The 19,583-nt window shown below is 69.2% G+C and carries 16 protein-coding genes and 1 pseudogene; 8 read left to right on the top strand and 9 right to left on the bottom strand.

Annotated elements, in window-relative coordinates; translation table 11 throughout:
- Positions 1-115: 115 nt before the first annotated feature.
- From BLR75_RS11875 to BLR75_RS11850, 6 genes are all read left to right on the top strand, one after another.
- Positions 116-622: a sigma-70 family RNA polymerase sigma factor gene (locus BLR75_RS11875; protein WP_084312442.1), complete on the top strand. Its 507-nt coding sequence runs from the start codon at positions 116-118 to the stop codon at positions 620-622.
- On the top strand, positions 619-1,587 hold the full coding sequence (locus BLR75_RS11870) for a FecR domain-containing protein (RefSeq protein WP_084312440.1): 969 nt from the start codon (positions 619-621) through the stop codon (positions 1,585-1,587). Before BLR75_RS11875 ends, BLR75_RS11870 begins: the two co-directional genes overlap by 4 nt.
- A gap of 104 nt (positions 1,588-1,691) precedes the next feature.
- Positions 1,692-4,100: a TonB-dependent receptor gene (locus BLR75_RS11865; protein WP_084312438.1), complete on the top strand. Its 2,409-nt coding sequence runs from the start codon at positions 1,692-1,694 to the stop codon at positions 4,098-4,100.
- 10 nt (positions 4,101-4,110) lie between these two features.
- Positions 4,111-5,247: a PepSY-associated TM helix domain-containing protein gene (locus BLR75_RS11860; protein ID WP_084312436.1), complete on the top strand. Its 1,137-nt coding sequence runs from the start codon at positions 4,111-4,113 to the stop codon at positions 5,245-5,247.
- Positions 5,244-5,432 (top strand): hypothetical protein, encoded by a 189-nt coding sequence (locus tag BLR75_RS11855; protein ID WP_084312434.1) that lies wholly within the window; start codon positions 5,244-5,246, stop codon positions 5,430-5,432. Before BLR75_RS11860 ends, BLR75_RS11855 begins: the two co-directional genes overlap by 4 nt.
- Before the next feature lie 5 nt (positions 5,433-5,437).
- A complete protein-coding gene (locus BLR75_RS11850; protein WP_090416068.1) occupies positions 5,438-7,063 on the top strand; it encodes an alpha/beta hydrolase in 1,626 nt (541 codons plus the stop codon).
- 560 nt (positions 7,064-7,623) lie between these two features.
- Here BLR75_RS11850 and BLR75_RS11845 read toward each other — a convergent pair.
- From BLR75_RS11845 to BLR75_RS11820, 6 genes are all read right to left on the bottom strand, one after another.
- Positions 7,624-9,687 (bottom strand): OPT family oligopeptide transporter, encoded by a 2,064-nt coding sequence (locus tag BLR75_RS11845; RefSeq protein WP_084315539.1) that lies wholly within the window; start codon positions 9,685-9,687, stop codon positions 7,624-7,626.
- A gap of 266 nt (positions 9,688-9,953) precedes the next feature.
- Positions 9,954-10,781 (bottom strand): taurine dioxygenase, encoded by an 828-nt coding sequence (tauD, locus tag BLR75_RS11840; protein WP_084315541.1) that lies wholly within the window; start codon positions 10,779-10,781, stop codon positions 9,954-9,956.
- A 42-nt stretch (positions 10,782-10,823) separates the two neighbouring features.
- Positions 10,824-11,639, bottom strand: coding sequence for an ABC transporter permease subunit (locus tag BLR75_RS11835; RefSeq protein WP_084315543.1), 816 nt, complete (start codon positions 11,637-11,639; stop codon positions 10,824-10,826).
- Positions 11,629-12,420, bottom strand: coding sequence for a taurine ABC transporter ATP-binding protein (locus BLR75_RS11830; RefSeq protein WP_084315545.1), 792 nt, complete (start codon positions 12,418-12,420; stop codon positions 11,629-11,631). Before BLR75_RS11830 ends, BLR75_RS11835 begins: the two co-directional genes overlap by 11 nt.
- Before the next feature lie 132 nt (positions 12,421-12,552).
- On the bottom strand, positions 12,553-13,572 hold the full coding sequence (gene tauA, locus BLR75_RS11825; protein ID WP_084315547.1) for a taurine ABC transporter substrate-binding protein: 1,020 nt from the start codon (positions 13,570-13,572) through the stop codon (positions 12,553-12,555).
- Positions 13,573-13,882: 310 nt separating this feature from the next.
- A complete protein-coding gene (locus BLR75_RS11820; RefSeq protein ID WP_084314150.1) occupies positions 13,883-14,776 on the bottom strand; it encodes a LysR family transcriptional regulator in 894 nt (297 codons plus the stop codon).
- 116 nt (positions 14,777-14,892) lie between these two features.
- On the opposite strand from BLR75_RS11820, the gene BLR75_RS11815 reads away from it, so the two are divergent.
- Positions 14,893-15,498 carry a 3-mercaptopropionate dioxygenase gene (locus BLR75_RS11815; RefSeq protein ID WP_084314151.1) on the top strand — a complete coding sequence of 202 codons (606 nt, stop codon included), beginning with the start codon at positions 14,893-14,895 and terminating at the stop codon, positions 15,496-15,498.
- Positions 15,495-15,806: pseudogene (locus BLR75_RS11810) on the top strand (rhodanese-like domain-containing protein); the annotation flags it as partial. The gene BLR75_RS11815 and the pseudogene BLR75_RS11810, both read left to right, overlap by 4 nt.
- Before the next feature lie 40 nt (positions 15,807-15,846).
- On the opposite strand, the gene yedA reads toward BLR75_RS11810, so the two are convergent.
- The 3 genes from yedA to amrB form a co-directional block, all read right to left on the bottom strand.
- On the bottom strand, positions 15,847-16,758 hold the full coding sequence (gene yedA / locus BLR75_RS11805) for a drug/metabolite exporter YedA (RefSeq protein WP_084314153.1): 912 nt from the start codon (positions 16,756-16,758) through the stop codon (positions 15,847-15,849).
- A 304-nt stretch (positions 16,759-17,062) separates the two neighbouring features.
- Complete coding sequence (gene amrS, locus BLR75_RS11800) at positions 17,063-18,130, bottom strand: AmmeMemoRadiSam system radical SAM enzyme (RefSeq protein ID WP_084314154.1); 1,068 nt, start codon at positions 18,128-18,130, stop codon at positions 17,063-17,065.
- 36 nt (positions 18,131-18,166) lie between these two features.
- Positions 18,167-19,546, bottom strand: coding sequence for an AmmeMemoRadiSam system protein B (gene amrB, locus BLR75_RS11795; protein ID WP_084314155.1), 1,380 nt, complete (start codon positions 19,544-19,546; stop codon positions 18,167-18,169).
- Positions 19,547-19,583: the final 37 nt, after the last annotated feature.

Genomic DNA, 19,583 nt, shown 5'->3' with positions numbered 1-19,583 from the left:
ACAGTTCGGGCACGGCATTCCCATGGCCTCCACGCTCCCCGTCAAGATAAAAGCCTAGCCACAAGCAAATGATAGTAATTATCATTGGCGACCATTTTCACGGCAGGCCATTCCCATGTCGGGCAGCGCACTCCATCCCCAGCACGCCTTGCACACGCTCTACAGCGAGCATCACGGCTGGCTGCAGGGCTGGCTGCGGCGGCGACTGGACAACGCCAGCGATGCCGCCGACCTGGCCCAGGACACCTTCTTCCGCATCCTCAAGGCGCGCAACGCCGCGAAGATCCGCGAGCCGCGCGATTACCTGGCAACCATCGCCAAGGGCCTGATGATCGACCACTTCCGCCGCCGTTCGCTGGAGCAGGCCTACCTCGACACCCTCGCCCTGCTACCGGAAGAGGAGCATCCCTCGCCGGAAACCCAGGCGTTGCTGTTCGAGGCGCTGATGGAAATCGACCGCATGCTCGACGGCCTCGGCGCCAAGGTGAAGTGCACCTTCCTGCTGGCCCAGCTGGACGGCCTGACCTATGCGCAGATCGCCGAGCGCCAGGGCATTTCCCTGCGCACCGTGAACAACCACATGGCCCGCGCCATGGAACACTGCTGCCTGATGCTGCCATGAACGCCGCGCCCGTTTCCGACTCCGAACGCCAGGCCATCCGCGCCGCCGCCCGCTGGTACGCGCTGTTCTGCTCCGGCGCCGCCAGCGACGAGGACCGCCGTGCCTGGGACCAGTGGTACGCCGCCGACCCCAGCCACCGCCAGGCCTGGCAACGGGTCGAGCGGGTGCGCAGCCAGATGGAGCGGGTGCCGGGCAAGATCGCCGCGCCGGCGCTGAACGCCGCAGGCCTGTCGCGGCGCCGGCTGGTGGGCGGGCTGGGCCTGCTGGCGATGGCCGCGCCGCTGGCCTGGTTCGGCTACCGGGAAATGTCCTGGCAGACCTGGACCGCCGACCTGCGCACCGCCACCGGCGAGCGCCGCGAACTGAAGCTGGCCGATGGTTCCTCATTGACCCTGAACACCGACAGCGCCATAGACGTGCTGTTCAGCCCCAGCCAGCGCCTGCTCCGGTTGCGTCGCGGGGAAATCTACATCAGCACCGCCCGCGACCCGTCCGCTACGCCACGGCCGTTCCGCGTGGAGACGCCGCAGGGCAGCGTCCTCGCCCTCGGCACCCGTTTCAGCGTGCGCATCGACGGCGCCATTACCCACGTCAGCGTGCTGGAAAAAGCGGTAGAGGTCCGTCCGCTGGCCGCGCCCGCAGAAAAGCGCGTGCTGCAGGCCGGCGAACACATCGATATCGGCGTCCTGCAGCTCGGCGAGGTGCGGCGCAACGACCTGTCCCCCGTCGCCTGGCTGGACGGCAGCGTGATCGCCATCGACCGGCCGCTGGGCGAACTGCTCGCCGAGCTGTCGCGCTACCGCAGCGGGCTGCTGCACTGCGATCCGCGGGTCGCCGGGCTGAAGATTTCCGGCTCCTTCCCCATCGACGACACCGACATGGCGCTGGCCGCCCTGGAATCCGCCTTCCCGCTGCGCATCGTCCGCCGCACGCGCTACTGGATCAGCGTGGAGCCGCGCGGCTGATCGTCCGCGGAAAAAATTTTCCGGCGACTTGCACTTTTTTCCGCCCTGGTCCGGCCCCCCAGTATTCCGCGCCATCTGGCGCTTCGTTTCCTTGGGGGAAAGGCATGACTCGAACGACAATCCGCCACACGCACAAACCGCTGGCCCTGGCCGTCGCCCTGCTGGCAGTGGCCGGCGCGCACCTGCCGGCCAACGCCTGGGCTGCGGACGACTCCAGTAGCGGAGCGCAGAGCATGCTGCGCGACTTCGACATCCCCGCCGGCCCGCTGGCGGAAAGCATCAGCCGCTTCGCCAGCGCCGCCGGAGTGGCGCTGTCGTTCGATGCCGAGCTGACCCGTGGCCTGCGCTCCCCCGGCCTGCACGGCCGCTACGGGATCGACGAGGGCTTCGCCGCGCTGCTCGCCGGCAGCGGCCTGGGCGTCCAGCGCCAGGCCAACGGCAGCTACGTGCTGCATCGCCTGCCGAGCGACGCCCTGGCCCTCGCCGCAACCACCGTGACCGGCACCGCCATCGGCAGCGCGGAAGCGCTGCCGGCCGAGTATGCCGGCGGCCAGGTGGCCAAGGGCGCGCGCCTGGGCATGCTGGGCAACACCGACATCATGGACGCGCCGTTCAGCATCGCCAGCTATACCGAACAGACCATCCAGAACCAGCAGGCACGCAGCGTCGCCGACCTGCTGGTGGCCAACGACACCTCGGTGCGGGTGGTCGGCGGCCGCGGCGATATCGTCGACACCTTCACCGTGCGCGGCTTCCCGGTGAACAGCGCCGACACCGCGCTCAACGGCCTGTACGGCGTGCTGCCATTCTGGCGGGTGCCGATCGAGTTCGCCGAGCGGGTCGAGCTGCTCAAGGGGCCGAACGCGCTGCTCAGCGGCATGTCGCCGGGCGGTAGCGTCGGCGGCGCGATCAACATCGTGCCCAAGCGCGCCGCCGACGAGCCGCTGACCCGCGTCAGCGTCGACTGGAGCGAGGATTCGCAAGTCGGCACCCACCTCGATGTCGGCCGCCGCTTCGGCGAGGGCAACGCCTTCGGCGTGCGCTTCAACGGCGTCTATCGCGATGGTGACACCGCGATCGCCAACCAGAGCCGCGAGTTCCCGCTGGCCGCGCTGGCGCTGGATTTCCGCGGCGAGCGACTGCGCCTGTCCAGCGATCTGCTGTACCAGAAGGAGAGCTTCGAGGGCGTGGTGCGCCCGGTTCTGCCCGGCAACGCCACGCGTATACCCGACGCGCCGGACTCGCGCACCCGCTTCGGCCTGCGCGACTCCTACCTCGACCAGGAGGACTACGCCCTGGTGACCCGCGGCGAGTACGACCTCGGCGAGGACCTGACCGCCTTCGCCTCGGTCGGCGGACGGCAGAGCAACTACGAGACCATCGCCTCCAACAGCTTCCTGATCGGCAACGACGGCGACCTGCTCAACGCCCTGGCGCGCCAGCGCGGCGACCGCCGCAGCTATTCCGGCGAAGCCGGCCTGCGCGGCGGTTTCGACACCGGTGCGGTGCGCCACGACTGGACGCTCAGCGGCAACCGCCTGCACGAGCGTATCGGGCTGGTCTACCTGTTCGACGGCATGCAGCCGGGCAACCTCTACGAGAACTCGCCGCACACGCCGGTCCCGGACTATTCCGCGCTCGACGGCAGCATTCCGAAGACCTCCGAGGTCGACCTCGGCGGCGTGGCACTCAGTGACCGGCTATCGCTACTCGACGAACGCCTGCAACTGACCCTCGGCATCCGCCGCCAGGAGATCAAGGCCAAGAACTACGACTGGACCAGCGGCGCACGCACCACCAGCTACGACGAGAGCGTCTGGACCCCGCTGGTGGGCGTACTGGTCAAGCCGCTCGACGAGCTGTCGCTGTACGCCAACTACATCCAGGGCCTCAGCCAGGGCGACGAGGCGCCGCCGATCGCGCAGAACGCCGGCGAGATGATGGCGCCGTACAAGAGCAAGCAGTACGAGCTCGGCGCCAAGTACGACTTCGGTAGCCTGCTGGCCACCGTGGCGCTGTTCCAGATCGAGAAACCCAGCGCCTTCCTCGATGCCGCCAACGTGTTCCGCGCCGACGGCGAGCAGCGCAACCGCGGCATCGAGTTCAGCTTGAGCGGCGAACTGCGCGTGCTGGCCGGCGCCACCTACCTCAAGCCGAAGCTGAACAAGGACGCCAACCCCGCCAACGAGGGCAACGACGCCCCCGGCGTGGCGCGCGAGCAGGCCAACCTCGGCCTCGAGTGGGACACCCCGCTCATCGCCGGGCTGATCCTGAGCGGTCGGGTGATCCACACCGGCAAGTCCTACCTGGACGCCGCCAACCAGCTCGACGTGCCGAGCTGGAACCGCCTCGATCTGGGCGCCAGCTACCAGTTCCAGGTCGCCGGCAAGCCGCTGGTGGCGCGCGCCAACCTGGAGAACGCCACCGGCGAGGACTACTGGCTGGCCTCCAGCGGCTACGCCACGCTCAGCCAGCCGCGCACCATGACGCTGTCGCTGACCGCCGACTTCTGAGGGAGGATGCATGACCGCCCGAACCCTGCGTCTCTGGTACGCCCTGCACAAGTGGAGCAGCCTGATCTGCACGCTGTTCATGCTGCTGCTCTGCCTGACCGGGCTGCCGCTGATCTTCAGCCACGAACTGCACCACGCGAGCATGCCCGAACTGGAGGAGGTCGCCACCGGCACCCCGCCGGCGCGCCTCGACGCCATCCTCGCCGCCGCCCAGACGGCGCGGCCTGGCGAGGTGGTGCCGTACCTGTTCTTCGACGACGAGGAGCCGCTGGTGATGGTGGCCTCGGCGGCCAGCTTCCTGGCCGACCCGGCGACCTTCCACTACCAGTTCTTCGACCTGCGCAATGGCCACAAGCTGGACGTGCCGCAGCCCACCGAGGGCATCCTGTACATCCTGCTGCGGCTGCACGTGGACATGTTCGCCGGCCTGCCAGGCATGCTCTTTCTCGGCCTGATGGGCCTGCTGCTGGTGCTCTCGATCGTCAGCGGAGTGGTGCTCTACACGCCGTTCATGCGCAAGCTGGATTTCGCCACCGTGCGCGTGCGGCGCGGTCGCCGCGTGCGCTGGCTGGACCTGCACAACCTGCTCGGCATCGTCACCGTGGCCTGGCTGCTGGTGGTCGGCTTCACCGGCTCGATCAACACCCTGGCGACACCCATCGAACGCATGTGGCAGGCCAGCGAGTTGGTGGAAATGGCCGCCACGCACCGCGACCGGCCGCTGCCGACGCAGCTGGCCTCGCTCGACACGGTGCTCGAGGCGGTCCGCCAGCGCCTGCCGGAGATGCGGGTGACCACCCTGGCGCTGCCGGGCTCGCCGTTCGCCAGTGCGCACCATTTCGGCATCTACCTGACCGGCGACACCCCGCTCACCAGCCGCCTGCTGACCCCGGCGCTGGTCGACGCCGCCAGCGGCGAGGTCACCGCGGTTCGCGAGATGCCGCTGTACGCCAAAGTCCTGTTCATCTCCCAGCCGCTGCACTTCGGCGACTACGGCGGCTTGCCGCTGAAGATCGTCTGGGCGCTGCTCGATGTGGTCAGCATCGTGGTGCTCGGCAGCGGCCTGTACCTGTGGCTGGGCCGACGCAAGGCACCGCTGGAGAAGCGCCTGGCCGAACTGGACGCGACGACGGAGGGCCGGGCATGAAACGCGGACTCTGGATGATTTTCCGCTGGCCGCTGCTGATCGGCCTGCTCAGCCTGGTCGGGCTGGTCTCGGCGCTGGTCGCCGATGGCGCCTGGGACCTGCTGTCCTGGCTCTGCCTCGGCCTGCCGCTGGTGCTGGTCGGCTGGGTCTGGGCGCGCCTGCCGGACAAGGACGGGCAACGATGATGGGCATGACTGCCGCCGACCTGCTGTTGCTCGCCGGCCTGGCGTTGTTCCTCGTCGCCTGGTGCTGGCCGGCACTCGACCGGCTACTGTGGCCGGCAGCCTGGCTGACCTTCGGCGCCGGTCTCTACGGGGTGTGGGACGACCGCTGGCAGGCCGGCCTCGGTGCCGCGGTCGGCGCACTATGGCTGCTGGTGCTGGCGTTCCGTCGCCGGCGCACCGGCCTGCCGCTGTGGTCGGGGCTGCTGTTCTTCGTGCTCGGGGTCCTGGCGCTGGCCCCGCTGTGGCTGTTCCCGGTGAACGACCTGCCGCCGCCGGACGGCCCCTACGCGGTCGGCGTGCGCGACTTCGAACTGGTCGATCCGTCCCGCCGCGGCCTGCTCGGCGCCGCCGCCGACGCGCCACGGCGCCTGCTGGTGCGTGTCTGGTATCCGGCCGCGCCCACGCCCGGCACGCAACCGCGGGCCTATTTCAGCGAAGCGGAGGCACGCACCACCGCCCGCGGCTTCGGCAGCCTGTTCGGCTTCCCGCCGCTGCTCGCCCATCTCAAGCACGTGCGCAGCAACGCCTTCGAGGACGCCCCTCTGGCGGCTGGCGTCGCCAAGCTGCCGGTGGTGTTCTTCAGCCACGGCTACACCGCCTACCCGGCGGCGGACTCGGCGCTGATGGAGGCGCTGGCCAGCCACGGCTACGCGGTCTACTCGATCCAGCACAGCGGCGACGCCTCGCCGACGCCGTTGCCCGACGGCAGCGTGGCGCCGATGGACCCGGGACTGCTGACGCACATGCGCCATGTGCTCAAGAGCGGATTTCCGGCGGCCATGGTGAGCGGCTACACCGCCAGCGATTTCGACCAGCGCCTCGACGGCCAGCTACGCACGGCAGCGGGTCTGGGCGCGCCGGGCGACCGGGCGATCACCCTCAGCGCGCCGGTGTGGCTGGCCGACCGCCTGTTCGTCCACGACGCCCTGCAGGCCGGCGCCGCGCCGGCCAGCGTTGCCGACCTGCTGGCTACCAGCGACTTCGCCCGCACCGGCGAGATGGGCATGTCCTTCGGCGGCTCGACCACCGGCGCGGTGTGCATGGTCGACCGGCGTTGTGCGGCGGCGGTCAACCTCGACGGCGGCGACTTCCACTTCACCCCGTTCGACGCCGACCTGCCGGTGCCGTTGCTGATGTTCCACGCCGACCTGCGCGGCTTCTACCGGATGCTTGGCGTCGAGCCGAAGGGCGAGCTGCGTGGCTCCAACGACTTCTCCTACGAGCGCTTCGAGCACGCCGGGCAGCGCGACGACATCTACCGGCTGGTGCTGCGCGATGCGCTGCACGCCGGCTTCACCGACAACGCCCTGCTGGCGCGCCGCCCGCTGCGCGACCTGGTGGCCGGCACGGCGCCGGTCGAAGTGCTGATCGGCGCGCCCAACGCCTTCGTGGTCGGCTTCTTCGACCGCTACCTGCGCGGCCTCGACAGCGGTTTCCCGCAGGCGCAGTACGCGCGCTACCCGGGCTGGGTGACGCGCCACGACAACCGCGCGGTGCGCGACTGGTGGCTGGCCAAGCCGACGGCCGAACGGGAGGGCTGGGAGCGCCGTATAGTGGCGACGAAGGCGACACGTGCCGACGGCAGCCCTTAACGCACTTGCGTAGAAAGGGACGATCACCAAGCGACTGTCTTCGCGCCATGGGCAATCGCCGTTGGGGCCGTGACGATGCGGTGGCGGATAACGCTGACGCGTCATGCGCCCTACCGGGCTGGAGCGGCTGGAACACTGAGCCGCTGCGGCGGGTTGCACCCGCCCTACATCACTACCCGTGGGGGCAAGGCCAGTACGTAGGGTGGATCAGCTCCATCGATCCACCAACCGGCCACGCCGATGGTGGATGGAAAAGCGCCATCCACCCTGCGCCCTGAACGCGGATCGAGCAGGGCAGTGTTGCTCTTCGTAGGAGCCAGCTTGCTGGCGATCAGCCGAGCCATCCGGCTACACCGAGTTTTCCGATAACGCCCGGATCGCCAGCAAGCTGGCTCCTACAGGTCCGGTGTCAGCGAGGCAGACCGTAGGGTGGATCACGCTCCATCGATCCACCACGGCCGCGCAGGCGGCCCCGCAACGGTGGATGGAAGAGCGCCATCCACCCTACGTTTCGCTGCCCCCCTGTGTTCCGCGTAGGGCGGATGAAATCCGCCACAAAACTACCGCTGCCGGGTAACCCCCTCCGCCTCGTCCGTCCCGTTCATCACCTTGCGGTAGAACAGCACGCACACCACCAGGAACACCGCCAGCCCCAGCCATTGCGCGGTGTCCTCGAAGCCGGCGCCGACCAGCGCCAGCGGGGCGTCCTTGCCGCTGGCGCCGATCAGCGCGGCGAGGAAGATGCCCATCAGGCTCTCGCCGACGATCAGCCCCGAGGCCAGCAGCACGCCGCGGCGCTTCGGCTCCTCGGCGTAGCGCTCCTCCGCCACCCCGGCCAGCAGCGCGCGGCGGTGCAGGCCGATCTCCAGGCGCCAGGCCAGCAGCGAGCCGATGAACAGGGTCATGCCGATGGTCGGCGGCAGGTAGATGCCCAGCCCCACCGCCAGCACCGGCAGGCTGGCCTTGCCGGTGCTGCGGCGCAGCACCACGTCGACCAGGATCAGCGCGATACCGAGGGCGATGCCGATGAGGATCATGTTCCAGTTCAGCGCGTGCTGGAAAATCCCGCTGGCGATCGCCGTCAACAGGGTCGCCTGCGGCGCCGCCAGCGCCTGCGCCGGGTCCATCCCCGGGCGCGGCAGGGCGCCGGTGAAGCCGTAGGCGCTGTAGAGCAGTTCCAGCACCGGCGGGATCACCAGCGCGCCGGCCAGGCAGCCGACGATCAGCGCCACCTGCTGGCGCCAGGGCGTGGCGCCGACCAGGTAGCCGGTCTTCAGGTCCTGCAGGTTGTCGTTGGAGATCGCCGCGATGGCCAGCACCACCGAGGTGGTGAACAGCGCCAAGGCGATCGCCAGCTTGCCGTCGAGGCGGCCGAGGAAGCCCTGCTCCAGGCTGCCGACGCCGAGGATCAGCAGCGACACCAGGATCACCGCGATGATGCCGATGCCGGAGATCGGGCTGCTCGACGAACCGACCAGGCCGGCCATGTAGCCGCAGGCGGCGGCGATCAGGAAGCCGAAGAAGAAGGCGAACACCACGCACACCGTCAGCAGGCCCCAGAACTGCCAGCCGACCATGTCCGGCGCGGCCTGTTCGAGGAAGTAGCCGAACACCACGAACAGCGCGAGCAGCAGGAAGCCGGCGATGGTCAGGATCCAGTGCGCCGGCATGTCACGCTCGGTGCGCAGCCCGCTCACTTCGCTGACCCCGCGCACCGCCTCCAGGGACGACCAGACGCCGCGCACCATCGGCTTGAACAGCGAGGCCAGGGTCCAGAGCGCGGCGACGCCGATGGTGCCGGCGCCGAGGAAGCGCACCTGCGAACTCCACAGCTGGGTGGCCAGCTCCGGCAGGCCCTGCCCGGCGGCCGGAACGCTGTTCACCGTGAGCAGCGGCACCGCGACGCCCCAGGCGATCACCAGGCCGATGAGGATGGCGATGCCGGCGGTGATGCCCATCAGGTAGCCGGCGCCGACCAGCGCCAGGGAGAAGCCGGTGGACAGGCGGAACGCCGTCTGCCCGGCGGTGATCCAGAAGCTGCAGCTTTCCGCGAGCAGCTTGAAGCCGGAGCTGAACAGGCTGAACAGCGCCGCCACCAGGCCGCCGCCGAGGATGTCGCGCAGGCCCGGGGCGCTCTTCGCCACCGCCCTGGGCGAACCGTCGTCCTCGTCCTGGCTGCCGACCCGCAGGATTTCCGCCGCGGCCACGCCTTCCGGATAGGGCAGCGAACTCTGCACCACCATCACCCGGCGCAGCGGGATGGTGTAGAGCACGCCGAGGATGCCGCCGATGGAGCAGATCGCCGCCGTCTGCCAGAACGGGAAGCCGCTCCAGTAGCCGATCATCAGCAGGCCGGGAAGGATGAAGATGATCGACGACAGGGTGCCGGCCGCCGAGGCCTGGGTCTGCACCATGTTGTTCTCGAGGATGTTCGAGCCGGAGAAGTAGCGCAGCACCGCCATGGAAATCACCGCCGCAGGGATCGACGAGGCGAAGGTGAGGCCGACCTTGAGGCCGAGGTAGACGTTGGAGGCGGTGAAGACGACGGTGATCAGGGCGCCGAGCACCAGGCCGCGAAAAGTCAGTTCGGCCAGGCTGGCTTCGTCGGGAATCCGATCGCGCATGGAGTGGGTCTCTTGGACAGCAGTCTGGCAAGAGTAGGTCAGCCCCTCCCTCGCGGCGAGGCGAAGACGACCCGGCGGCGGGCGGATTCATGACTTCCATGCCATGCATCAAGCGCGCCCGTGCGCGTCGCGAACCTGTCGTAGCGCGTAGGGCGAATAACGCGCCAGCGTTATCCGCCGTCGTCACAGGCCCGCTTTTTTGTAGGAGCGCGCCATGCGCGCGAATCGCGGGCATGGCCCGCTCCTACAGTTCGACGGCCAGGCCGCTAGAACGGCCGGTCGCCGAGGATGGTCGCGCGGTGCATCACCCGACGCTGCGGCCGGTAGTCGTCGGTGGCGTAGTGCTGGGTCACGCGGTTGTCCCAGAAGGCCACGTCGTTGGCCTTCCAGCGCCAGCGCACGGTGAACTCCGGGCGGCTGGCGTGGGCGAACAGCAATTCCAGCAGCGCCCGGCTTTCCGCCGGTTCCAGCTCGTTGATGCGGATGGTGAAGCCGTCGTTGACGAACAGCGCCTTGCGCCCGGTGACCGGGTGAGTGCGCAGCACCGGATGCACCCGCGGCGGATGATCGCGGCGCGCCTGCTCCAGCCGGGCGAGGTCGGCGTCGGTGGCGCCGAAGCGTTCCTGCGGGAAGGACTTGCTGATGTCGTGGGTCGCGGTGAGTCCGTCGAGCAGCTTCTGCAGCGGCTTCGACAGCGCCTCGAAGGCGGCGGTGCCGCTGGCCCACAGGGTGTCGCCGCCATAGGCCGGCACCTGCTTGGCCGCCAGCACGGCGCCGAGGGCCGGGGTTTCCAGGAAGGTCACGTCGGTATGCCAGATGGCGTTGTCGCGCATGTCGGTGATGGCGGTGTCGAGGACGATGACCTCGCGCTGTTCCGGCACGCCGGGGTAGATCGGGTGGATGTGCAGGTCGCCGAAGCGTGCGGCGAAGCGTGCCTGCTGGGCGGGTTGCAGCGGTTGGTCGCGGAAGAACAGGACCTGGTGTTGCAGCAGGGCCTGTTCGATCGAGCGGTGCTGGGTGTCGTCGAGGGGATGGCTGAGGTCGATGCCGGTAACTACGGCGCCGAGGGCGGGGCTTAGGGGTTCGATGTTCATGTTCGGTGCTCAATTGATGGTTCGGGTGGGGGCGCTCTTGGCTCACTCCCACGAAGCAAGCCTCTTCTGCATCCAGCGCAACCCCAGCTCGAACGCCAGCGCGATGCCCGCGATCAGCAGTATCCCCAGCACCACCACATCGGTGGCAAGGAACTGCGCGGCGGACTGCACCATGAAGCCGAGGCCGCGGTTGGCGGCGATCAGTTCGGCGGCGACCAGGGTCGACCAGCCGACGCCGAGGGCGATGCGCAGGCCGGTCAGCACTTCCGGCAGGGCGCTGGGCAGCACCACGTGGCGCACCACCTGCCAGCGGTTGGCGCCGAGGCAGCGCACCGCCTGGATGCGCGACCTGTCCACCCGGCGCACGCCGGCGGCGGTGGCGATCAAGAGCGGCGCGAACAGCGCGAGATAGATCAGCAGCACCTTGGACAGCTCGCCGATGCCGAACCAGATGACGATCAGCGGCAGGTAGGCCAGCGGCGGGATCGGCCGGTAGAACTCCACCAGCGGATCGAGCGCGGCGCCGACCAGGGGATTCAGGCCCATCGCCACGCCCAGCGGGATCGCCGTCAGCACCGCGGCGCCGAGGGCCAGCAGCACGCGCAGCAGGCTGGTGCCGATGTGCTGCCACAGGCTCGCGTCGACGTAGCCTTCCGCGCGCAGGCGTTGCAGGGCTTCGAAGAGCTGTTCGGGAGCCGGCAGGAACAGGGTGTCGACCCAGCCGAGATGGGTCGCCAGCCACCACAGGCCGGCGATGACGACCAGCGAACCGGCGGCGGCCCAGCGGCGGTCGATGTCCCTCGGGCACGCCTTGCGGACCACCTCCGGGAGTTTTGCGGCCAGCGCTTCAGTGGGCATGTTCCACCTCCGGTTGTTCAAGGAACTCGTCCAGCAATGCCTGGCGCAGGCGGGCGAATTCCGGGTCGGCCTTGATCGAGCGCACCGGTTCGCCGGCCGCGTAGCGCCGTGCGAAGTCCAGCGACAGGCGGCGGACGATGCGTGCCGGCGGGCCGTCCATCACCAGCAGGTCGGTGGCGAGGAACAGCGCCTCGTCGACGCTGTGGGTGATGAGGAACAGGCCCTTGCCGGTCTTGCGCCAGAGGTCGAGGGTCAGCACCTGCATGCGCTCGCGGGTCAGCGCGTCGAGGGCGCCGAAGGGTTCGTCGAGCAGGAGGAAATCCGGCTCCACCGCCAGCGCGCGGGCGAGGCCAAGACGCTGCCGCTGGCCGCCGGAAAGCTGGGAGATGCCGTAGTCGGCGTGGTCCTGCAGACCGACCAGCGCCAGCACCTCACGCGCCCGCGCCTCGCGTTCGACCTTGCCCAGGCCGCGGATGCGCAGGCCGAGGGCGACGTTTTCCAGCGCGCTCAGCCAGGGCATCAGGGCGTCATCCTGGAACACCACGCCGCGCTCGCCGCCGGGGCCTTCGAGGGTGCGCCCGTCGATCTGCACTCGGCCGCTGTCCGGCGCCTGGAAACCGGCCAGCACATTGAGCAGGCTGGACTTGCCGCAACCGGACGGACCGAGCACCACCAGCGATTCGCCCTTGGCCAGGCTCAGGTTCAGGTCGCGCAGCACCTGGCGCGTGCGCCCGTGCTGCTGGAAAGAGAGGCTCACGGCCTCGGCCGTCAGACGGCTCATGGATTCTGCCTCCGCAGGGTGAGAAGGAATGCTCGCGCTTCGCTCTTCGTAGGAGCGAGCTTGCTCGCGAACCGGACTGAGCTTCGGAGCCGGCCGGTGTTCGCGAGCAAGCTCGCTCCTACAAGGAAGAACTCAGCGCTGCCCCACCTGCACCGACTCCGCCTTGCGCACGTACTCCGCGCTGACATACGGCGAGTAGTCGTCGAGAACGGCGGGCACGCGCTTCTGCTCCTTGAGGAAGGCCGCGGTGCCGGCGATGTCCTTCGCCGTGCCGCCGCCGAGCAGGTTGCCGGACAGCTGTTCCCTGGCCTCCGGGAAGGCCGAGCCGGCCAGCAGTTCGGGGACATCCTTCGGATCGGCTCCGGTCAGCCGGGCGATCTTCTTCACCTGTTCGGAATCGGCGGTCCACTCGGCCTTGTGCGCGTTGTAGTCGGCGAAGGCGTCGAGACTGACCTTGGCGAATCTGGCGATGATTTCCGGGTGCTTCTCGGCGAAGTCCTTGCGCGCCACCCACACCTCGAAGGTCGGCGCGCCCCACTGGCCGACTTCCGCCGCATCGGTGAGTACCTTGCCGCTCTTCTTGATCTCGCCGAGGGCCGGCGACCAGACGAAGGCGCCGTCGATGTCGCCGCGACGCCAGGCGGCGGCGATCTCGGATGGATTGAGGTTGACCACCTTCACCTTGGCCGGGTCGATCTTCCAGTGCTTCAGCGCGCCCAGCAGGCTGTAGTGCGAGGTGGACACGAAGGGCGTGGCGATGGTCTTGCCAACCAGGTCCTCGGGCTTGTCGATCCTGCTGCCGTTGCGCACCACCAGCGCCTCGGCGGAGTTGATCTGCGCGGAGACGATGAAGGCGACGATAGGCAGGCCGCGTGAAGTGGCGGCAGCCAGCGGGCTGGAGCCGAGGTTGCCGAGCTGCACGTCGCCGGAGGCGATGGCGGCGATCACTTCCGCGCCGCTGTTGAAGCGGCGCCAGTCGAGCTTCTCGCCGATGGCCTTTTCATAGGTGCCGTCGGCCTGGGGAACCTTGGTCGGGTCGATGCCCGTCTGGTAGCCGAGGGTGATGTCGGCCTGGGCGGCGACGGTGCCGAACAGCGCCGCGGAAGCGGCAAGGCCGACGGCAACGCGGCGCAGGAATCGATTGCGGGACATGCTGAACTCCTCAGGGGCGACGGGTGCCGCCTCCTGAGCGAGGACGGACCACGGGACATAGTCGTAATGGGTGTCCGGTGGTCCGGTAAAATGAAGATTACAGTTATAAAAAATTAAGAGTAAATAATTTTTGGGAATTAATTTATGACGCGACGAAAGCCCCCGCAGGACCGAGGGGGGGACGCCCAGTCCTTGCTCGCGAAGCTTCTGGCGTCGCCAGCGTTCGCGAGCAAGCTCGCTCCTACGAAGAGCAGTGCCTCCTGTAGGAGCGAGCTTGCTCGCGAAGGCCTTTGCCCGCGACCTCGTGCGCTCAACCGCGCGGCTGCAACCCCTCCGCCACCGCCGCGCCGAACAGCCGCACCACCGGCAGCAGGCTGCCCAGCGCCTTCGGATGCACCAGCCAGAGTTCGATCTGCGGCTGGAAATCCTGCAGCGCCAGTACCTGCAGCGCCTCGCGATGGCGGCTGCGTTCGAGCACCGGCGCCGGCACCAGCCCGAGCCCGCGGCCTTCGGCGACCAGGCCGAGCTGCAGCTCGCTGCCGAAGGTTTCCAGGTTCACCTGCAGGTTCAGCCCCTGGTCGGCCAGCGTCCGCTGCAGGCCGGCGCGGAAGCCGCAGCCATCCGGGTTGAGCACCCAGCCGTGGCGGTAGCAGTCGGCCAGCCGCGTGGCATCGATCCCGCCGTCGCGCGCGGCGACCACGCGCAGGCGCATGCCGCCGAGCGCTTCGGCCTGCAGGCTGTCGGGGAACACCTTGCTCGGCGGGAACAGCGCCACGGCGGCATCCAGCTCGCCGTCCTGCATGCGCTCCAGCAACTGGCCACCCCAGCCGGTGGTCACCTGCGCGCGCAGCCCGGCGTAGTCGTCGCCCAGCCGGCGCAGGGCATCCGGCAGCACCAGCTCGCCGATGCTCTGCGGCACGCCGAGGCGCAGCACGCCGCTGGGCGGCGTGTCGCCGGCCACCAGTTCGCGCAGGCCGTCGACCTCGCGCAGCACCTGGCGGCACTGCTGGTAGACGCGCAGGCCGATCAGCGTCGGTTTCAGCGGCTTGGTGTTGCGGTCGAGCAGTTCCACGCCCAGCGACTCTTCCAGGCTCTGCACGCGGCGGGTGATGGCCGACTGGGTCAGTTGCAGGCTTTCCGCCGCCTGGCTGAGGGACTGGCAGCGGATTACCGCGACGAAGGCGTCGATATCGTCGATTTTCATGGCTATCCCGGCACTAGATGCAATCTACGCATATTAGCTTATATTCAAATTGCACTTCATGAATAAAGATCCTTTTGCTACCGTGATTTGCATCCCCGGCCACAAGGATTCGCGCCATGTCCGTCCCCCTCCGCTTCGACCGCCTGCGCGCCTTCATCGGCGACCTGGCGGCACTGATCGACACCCAACCCGACGAAGCAGCGCTGCTGCACAACGCCCGCCCGCTGCTCGCCGAACTGGTCCGCCACGACGACTGGCTGCCCGAGGCCTTCGCCCGGCCCGATCCCGAGCGCTACCAGCAGTACCTGCTGCACGTCGATTCGCGCCAGCGCTTCTCGGTGGTCAGCTTCGTCTGGGGCCCCGGCCAGCGCACGCCGGTCCACGACCACCGGGTCTGGGGCCTGATCGGCATGCTGCGCGGCGCGGAGTATTCGCAGCCGTTCGCCTTCGATGCCGACAGCCGCCTGCAGCCCACCGGCGAACCACATCGGCTGGAACCGGGCGAGGTGGAAGCGGTGTCGCCGCGTATCGGCGACATCCATCAGGTGAGCAACGCCTACAACGACCGCAGCTCGATCAGCATCCACGTCTACGGCGCTAACATCGGCGCCGTGCGCCGCGCCGTCTACACCGCCGAGGGTGGGGAGAAACCCTTCATCTCCGGCTATTCCAACAGCCTGTTGCCCAATCTCTGGAACCTGTCGAAAGAGAATCCGCAATGACCCGGTTCGCCCGCCGCACCTTCCACGATATCCGCGCCGCCCTGCTCGACAGCCGCGAGGTGGCGCTGGTCGACGTCCGCGAGGAGGATCCGTTCGCCCAGGCGCATCCGCTGTTCGCCGCCAACCTTCCGCTGTCGAAGCTGGAACTGGAGGTGTTCGCGCGGATTCCCCGGCGCGATACGGCGATCACCCTCTACGACGACGGCGAAGGCCTCGCCCAGATCGCCGCACAACGGCTGGTGGACTTCGGCTACCTCGACGTCGCCCTGCTCGACGGCTGCCTGGCCGGCTGGCGCGAGACCGGCGGCGGCACCCACGGGTTCTTCGTGATCTGACGCGGACAGGCGCTCAGCCGCCCTCCACCTGCGCCTGGGCCTCCGCCCGGGCGCGCCACTGCGGCAGGCCGATCAGCACCACGGCGCCGATGATCACCGCCATCGCCAGCGCCTCCGCCATGCCGATGTGCTCGCCGGCGAACATCACGCCGAGCAGCACCGCCACCGCCGGGTTGACGTAGGCGTAGCTGGTCGCCGCCGCCGGGCGCACGTGGTCGAGCAGGTACATGTAGGCGCTGAAGGCGACGATCGAGCCGAACACCACCAGGTAGGCCCAGGCCATCCAGCCGGCGAAGGTCGGCAGCTGGGTCATGCGCTCGCCGCTGAGCGCGCTGGCGAGCAGCAGCGCGGCGCCGCCGACGAGCATTTCCACCGCGCTGGCCATCGGCCCGGCGGGCAGCGGCAGGCGCCGGCTCCACACCGAGCCGAAGGCCCAGGCCGCGGCGGCGAACAGGATCAGCGCGGCGCCGGCCGGGCTGCCCTGCAGGTTGGAACCGAGGTTGAGCAGGAAGATGCCGCCGAGGCCCAAGGCGATGCCCGACCATTCCAGCACGGTGTTGCGCTGGCCGAAGAGCATGCCGAACAGCAGGGTGAACAGCGGCACCGTGGCGATCGCCAGCGCCGCTACGCCGGACGCCACGCCCCAGTGCTCGGCCACGGTCACGCCGCCGTTGCCGCAGCTGAGCAGGAGGATGCCGATCATCCCGCCGTTGACCCACTCCCGCGCCGTCGGCCAGGGCGCACCGCGCCAGCGCATCCAGGCGAACATCAGCGCGCCGGCAACGAGGAAGCGGCAGCCGGCCATCAGCATCGGCGGCCAGGATTCGACGCCGACGAGAATCGCCAGGTAGGTCGAGCCCCAGATGAAATACAGGGCGAAGAAGGCGGCGATCAGCGTCAGCGAGACGCGTGCGGGGGCGGACATGGGGGCGGGCTCGGCAGGCAGAGGGGAAGGTCCATTCTAGGAGCCGACAGTGGAGGGGGTAAGGAACAGCCAGGGTGCAAGGGAGCGGAACACTTTTGCTGGCGCATCCGCCTCCTACAGGTTCGTGCCCGCGTAGGGTGCATAACGCGCCAGCGTTATCCACCGCCGTCTGGGCACGGGAACGATAAGAAATCCGCCTCGCGCTTTCGTAGGAGCGCGCCATGCGCGCGACATCCCGGCGGGTCGCGGGCATGGCCCGCTCCTACGGGTTCACGTCCCGCGTAGGGTGCATGACGCGGGCGCGTCAGGAAGCCAACCGCACCGGAATCCGCCGATTGCCGAAATGCCCCGCGCGGCTGTCGAAGTGACCCACCAGCCGGCTGCCGCAATCCGGACAGCAGCCGTCCTCGCCCAGCCGGTAATCGACGATGGCGTAGTAGTTGCGCACGATCAGCGGCGCCTTGCACTGCGCGCAGTAGGTGGTCGCGCCTTCCAGGTCGACCACGTTGCCCACGTACACATGCTGCAAACCCTCGTCCAACGCGATGCGGCGGGCGCGCAGCAGCGTCTCGTGCGGCGTGCGCGAACGGTCGGTGAGCTTGAAGTCCGGGTGGAAGGCGGTGAAGTGCAGCGGCACCTGCGGCGACAGCTCGCGGGCGACCCAGCGCGACAGCGCGGTGATTTCCGCGTCGCTGTCGTTGGCGTCCGGGATCAGCAGGGTGGTGATCTCCAGCCAGGTGTCGGTCTCGTGGTGGATGAACTGCAGGGTGTCGAGCACCGGCGCCAGGTGCGCGCCGCAGAACCTGGTATAGAAGTCCTCGGTGAAGCCCTTGAGGTCGACGTTGGCCGCGTCCATCGCCGCATAGAATTCCCCGCGCGCGCTGCGGCCGATGTAGCCGGCGGTCACCGCCACGCTGTGCACGCCGAGCTTGCGGCATTCCGCTGCGATGTCGATGGCGTATTCGGCGAAGATCACCGGGTCGTTGTAGGTGAAGGCCACGCTCGCCGCACCCACCTCGCGGGCGGCGCGGGCGATGGCGTCGGGCGCGGCGGAGTCCATCAGGCGGTCCATGTCGCGGGACTTGGAGATGTCCCAGTTCTGGCAGAACTTGCACGCCAGGTTGCAGCCGGCGGTGCCGAAGGACAGCACGCTGGAGCCCGGCAGGAAGTGGTTGAGCGGCTTCTTCTCGATGGGGTCGATGCAGAAGCCGGAACTGCGCCCGTAGGTGGTCAGCACCACCTGGTCGCCCTCGCGCATGCGCACGAAGCAGGCCGCGCGCTGCCCGTCATGCAGCTTGCATTCGCGCGGGCAGAGGTCGCACTGGATACGGCCATCCTCCAGCGCATGCCACCAACGGCCGGGATGGTTCATGGATCACCTCGCACCGCCCGCGAGCGGGCGGTCCAGTCAAAGGACATCGCTCCTTTCATGATGCGCCCAGACGCGGTACAGGCCCAGTTGCATGTCGGCCGGCCAGTAACTCAGCCCGGCCTTCTGCAACAGCTGCTGGAGGAACTCGCGCGGGTCCGGCAACTGTTGCCATACCTGCGGCAGGAAGGTCGAGCGCTGGCCGCCGCCTTCCAGCACCACGCCGTGCACGCCCGGCTCGATCAGCTCCAGCGCGCTGTCCACGTCGGGGCAGGCGCGGTAGTGGATCGGGCTGAGCAGCGAAACCTCCAGCCGGGTCTCCGCCCACTCCGCCTCGCTCAGCGGCAGGAAGCGCGGGTCCTCGGTCGCGGCGGCGCGGGCGTTGGCCCGCACGTCCTCGCGCAGCGAGCGCTCCGGCACCAGCCGGCCGATGCAGCCGCGCAGCTGGCCTTCCAGGGTCAGGGTGACGAAGCAGGCGCCCGGCTCATCCAGCAGTTGATGCTCGGCCGGGGCGGCGAAGCGCGCCAGACCCAGGCACTCGTCGATGGCGTCGCGCGCCTGGCCGAGCAGCGCACGCCCCAGCGCCTGGCGATCGACGTCCGGTTCGAGGCGCTGGACGGCCGGCGCTTCGCTGAAGGCGAACGAGGCATAGCCGACCACCCGCGAATGATCGCCGGCGGTGTCGCCGGAATTGCGCAGGTCGAGCAGATGCGGCGTCAGCTGGTGGCGCCGGGCGCTGAGCAGCAGCGCGTTGATGCCGGTGGCGCCGCAGGCCTGCTCGTGATCGAGATCGGCCTGCAGCTGCATGACGTGCTCGGCGCTGCCCGCATCGATGCGCCGGGCCTGCTGGTACTCCAGGTAGTGCGACAGGTCGGAACTGACCACGATCAGCGTCTCCGGCCCGCCCCACAGTTCGTCCAGCAGCGCGGCGACGACCTTCGGCTCGACCAGCCCGAGGGTCAGCGGGACGATGCGGAAGTCCTCCAGCACCGTCTGCAGGAACGGCAGCTGCACCTCCAGCGCGTGCTCGAAGGCATGGGCGCGGTCGTCGACCAGCACGCCCGGCAGCGCCGCCAGCCGGGCGACGGCCTCGACGTCCACCTCGACCCGCCCGAGCGGCGTGTCGAAGGCCGAGGCGGCCGGCAGCGCCGCACCCTCGAAGGCCACCCGGTGGCTCGGCCCGAGCAGCAGCACACGGCGCACCACGTCGCGCAGCGGCGCCAGCTGCGCATAGCCCTGGGCGGCGATGGGGCCGGAGTAGACGTAGCCCGCGTGGGGCACGATCAGCGCCTTGGGCGGCGCGCCGGACGGGGCGTCGGCGTGATCCAGCATCTGCCGCAACTGGGCGGCGAGGGCGTGGGGTTCTCCGGGATAGAAGAAGCCGGCAACGGCGGCCGGGCGGATGCTCTGGAGGGACATGGCAGGAGCCCGCAACAACGATGGGACTCATCAAGTA

The organism is Pseudomonas jinjuensis, assembly GCF_900103845.1.
Lineage (GTDB): Bacteria > Pseudomonadota > Gammaproteobacteria > Pseudomonadales > Pseudomonadaceae > Pseudomonas > Pseudomonas jinjuensis.
The sequence above is the reverse complement of the archived record's forward strand: the minus strand, read 5'-3'. Positions and strand labels throughout refer to the sequence as shown.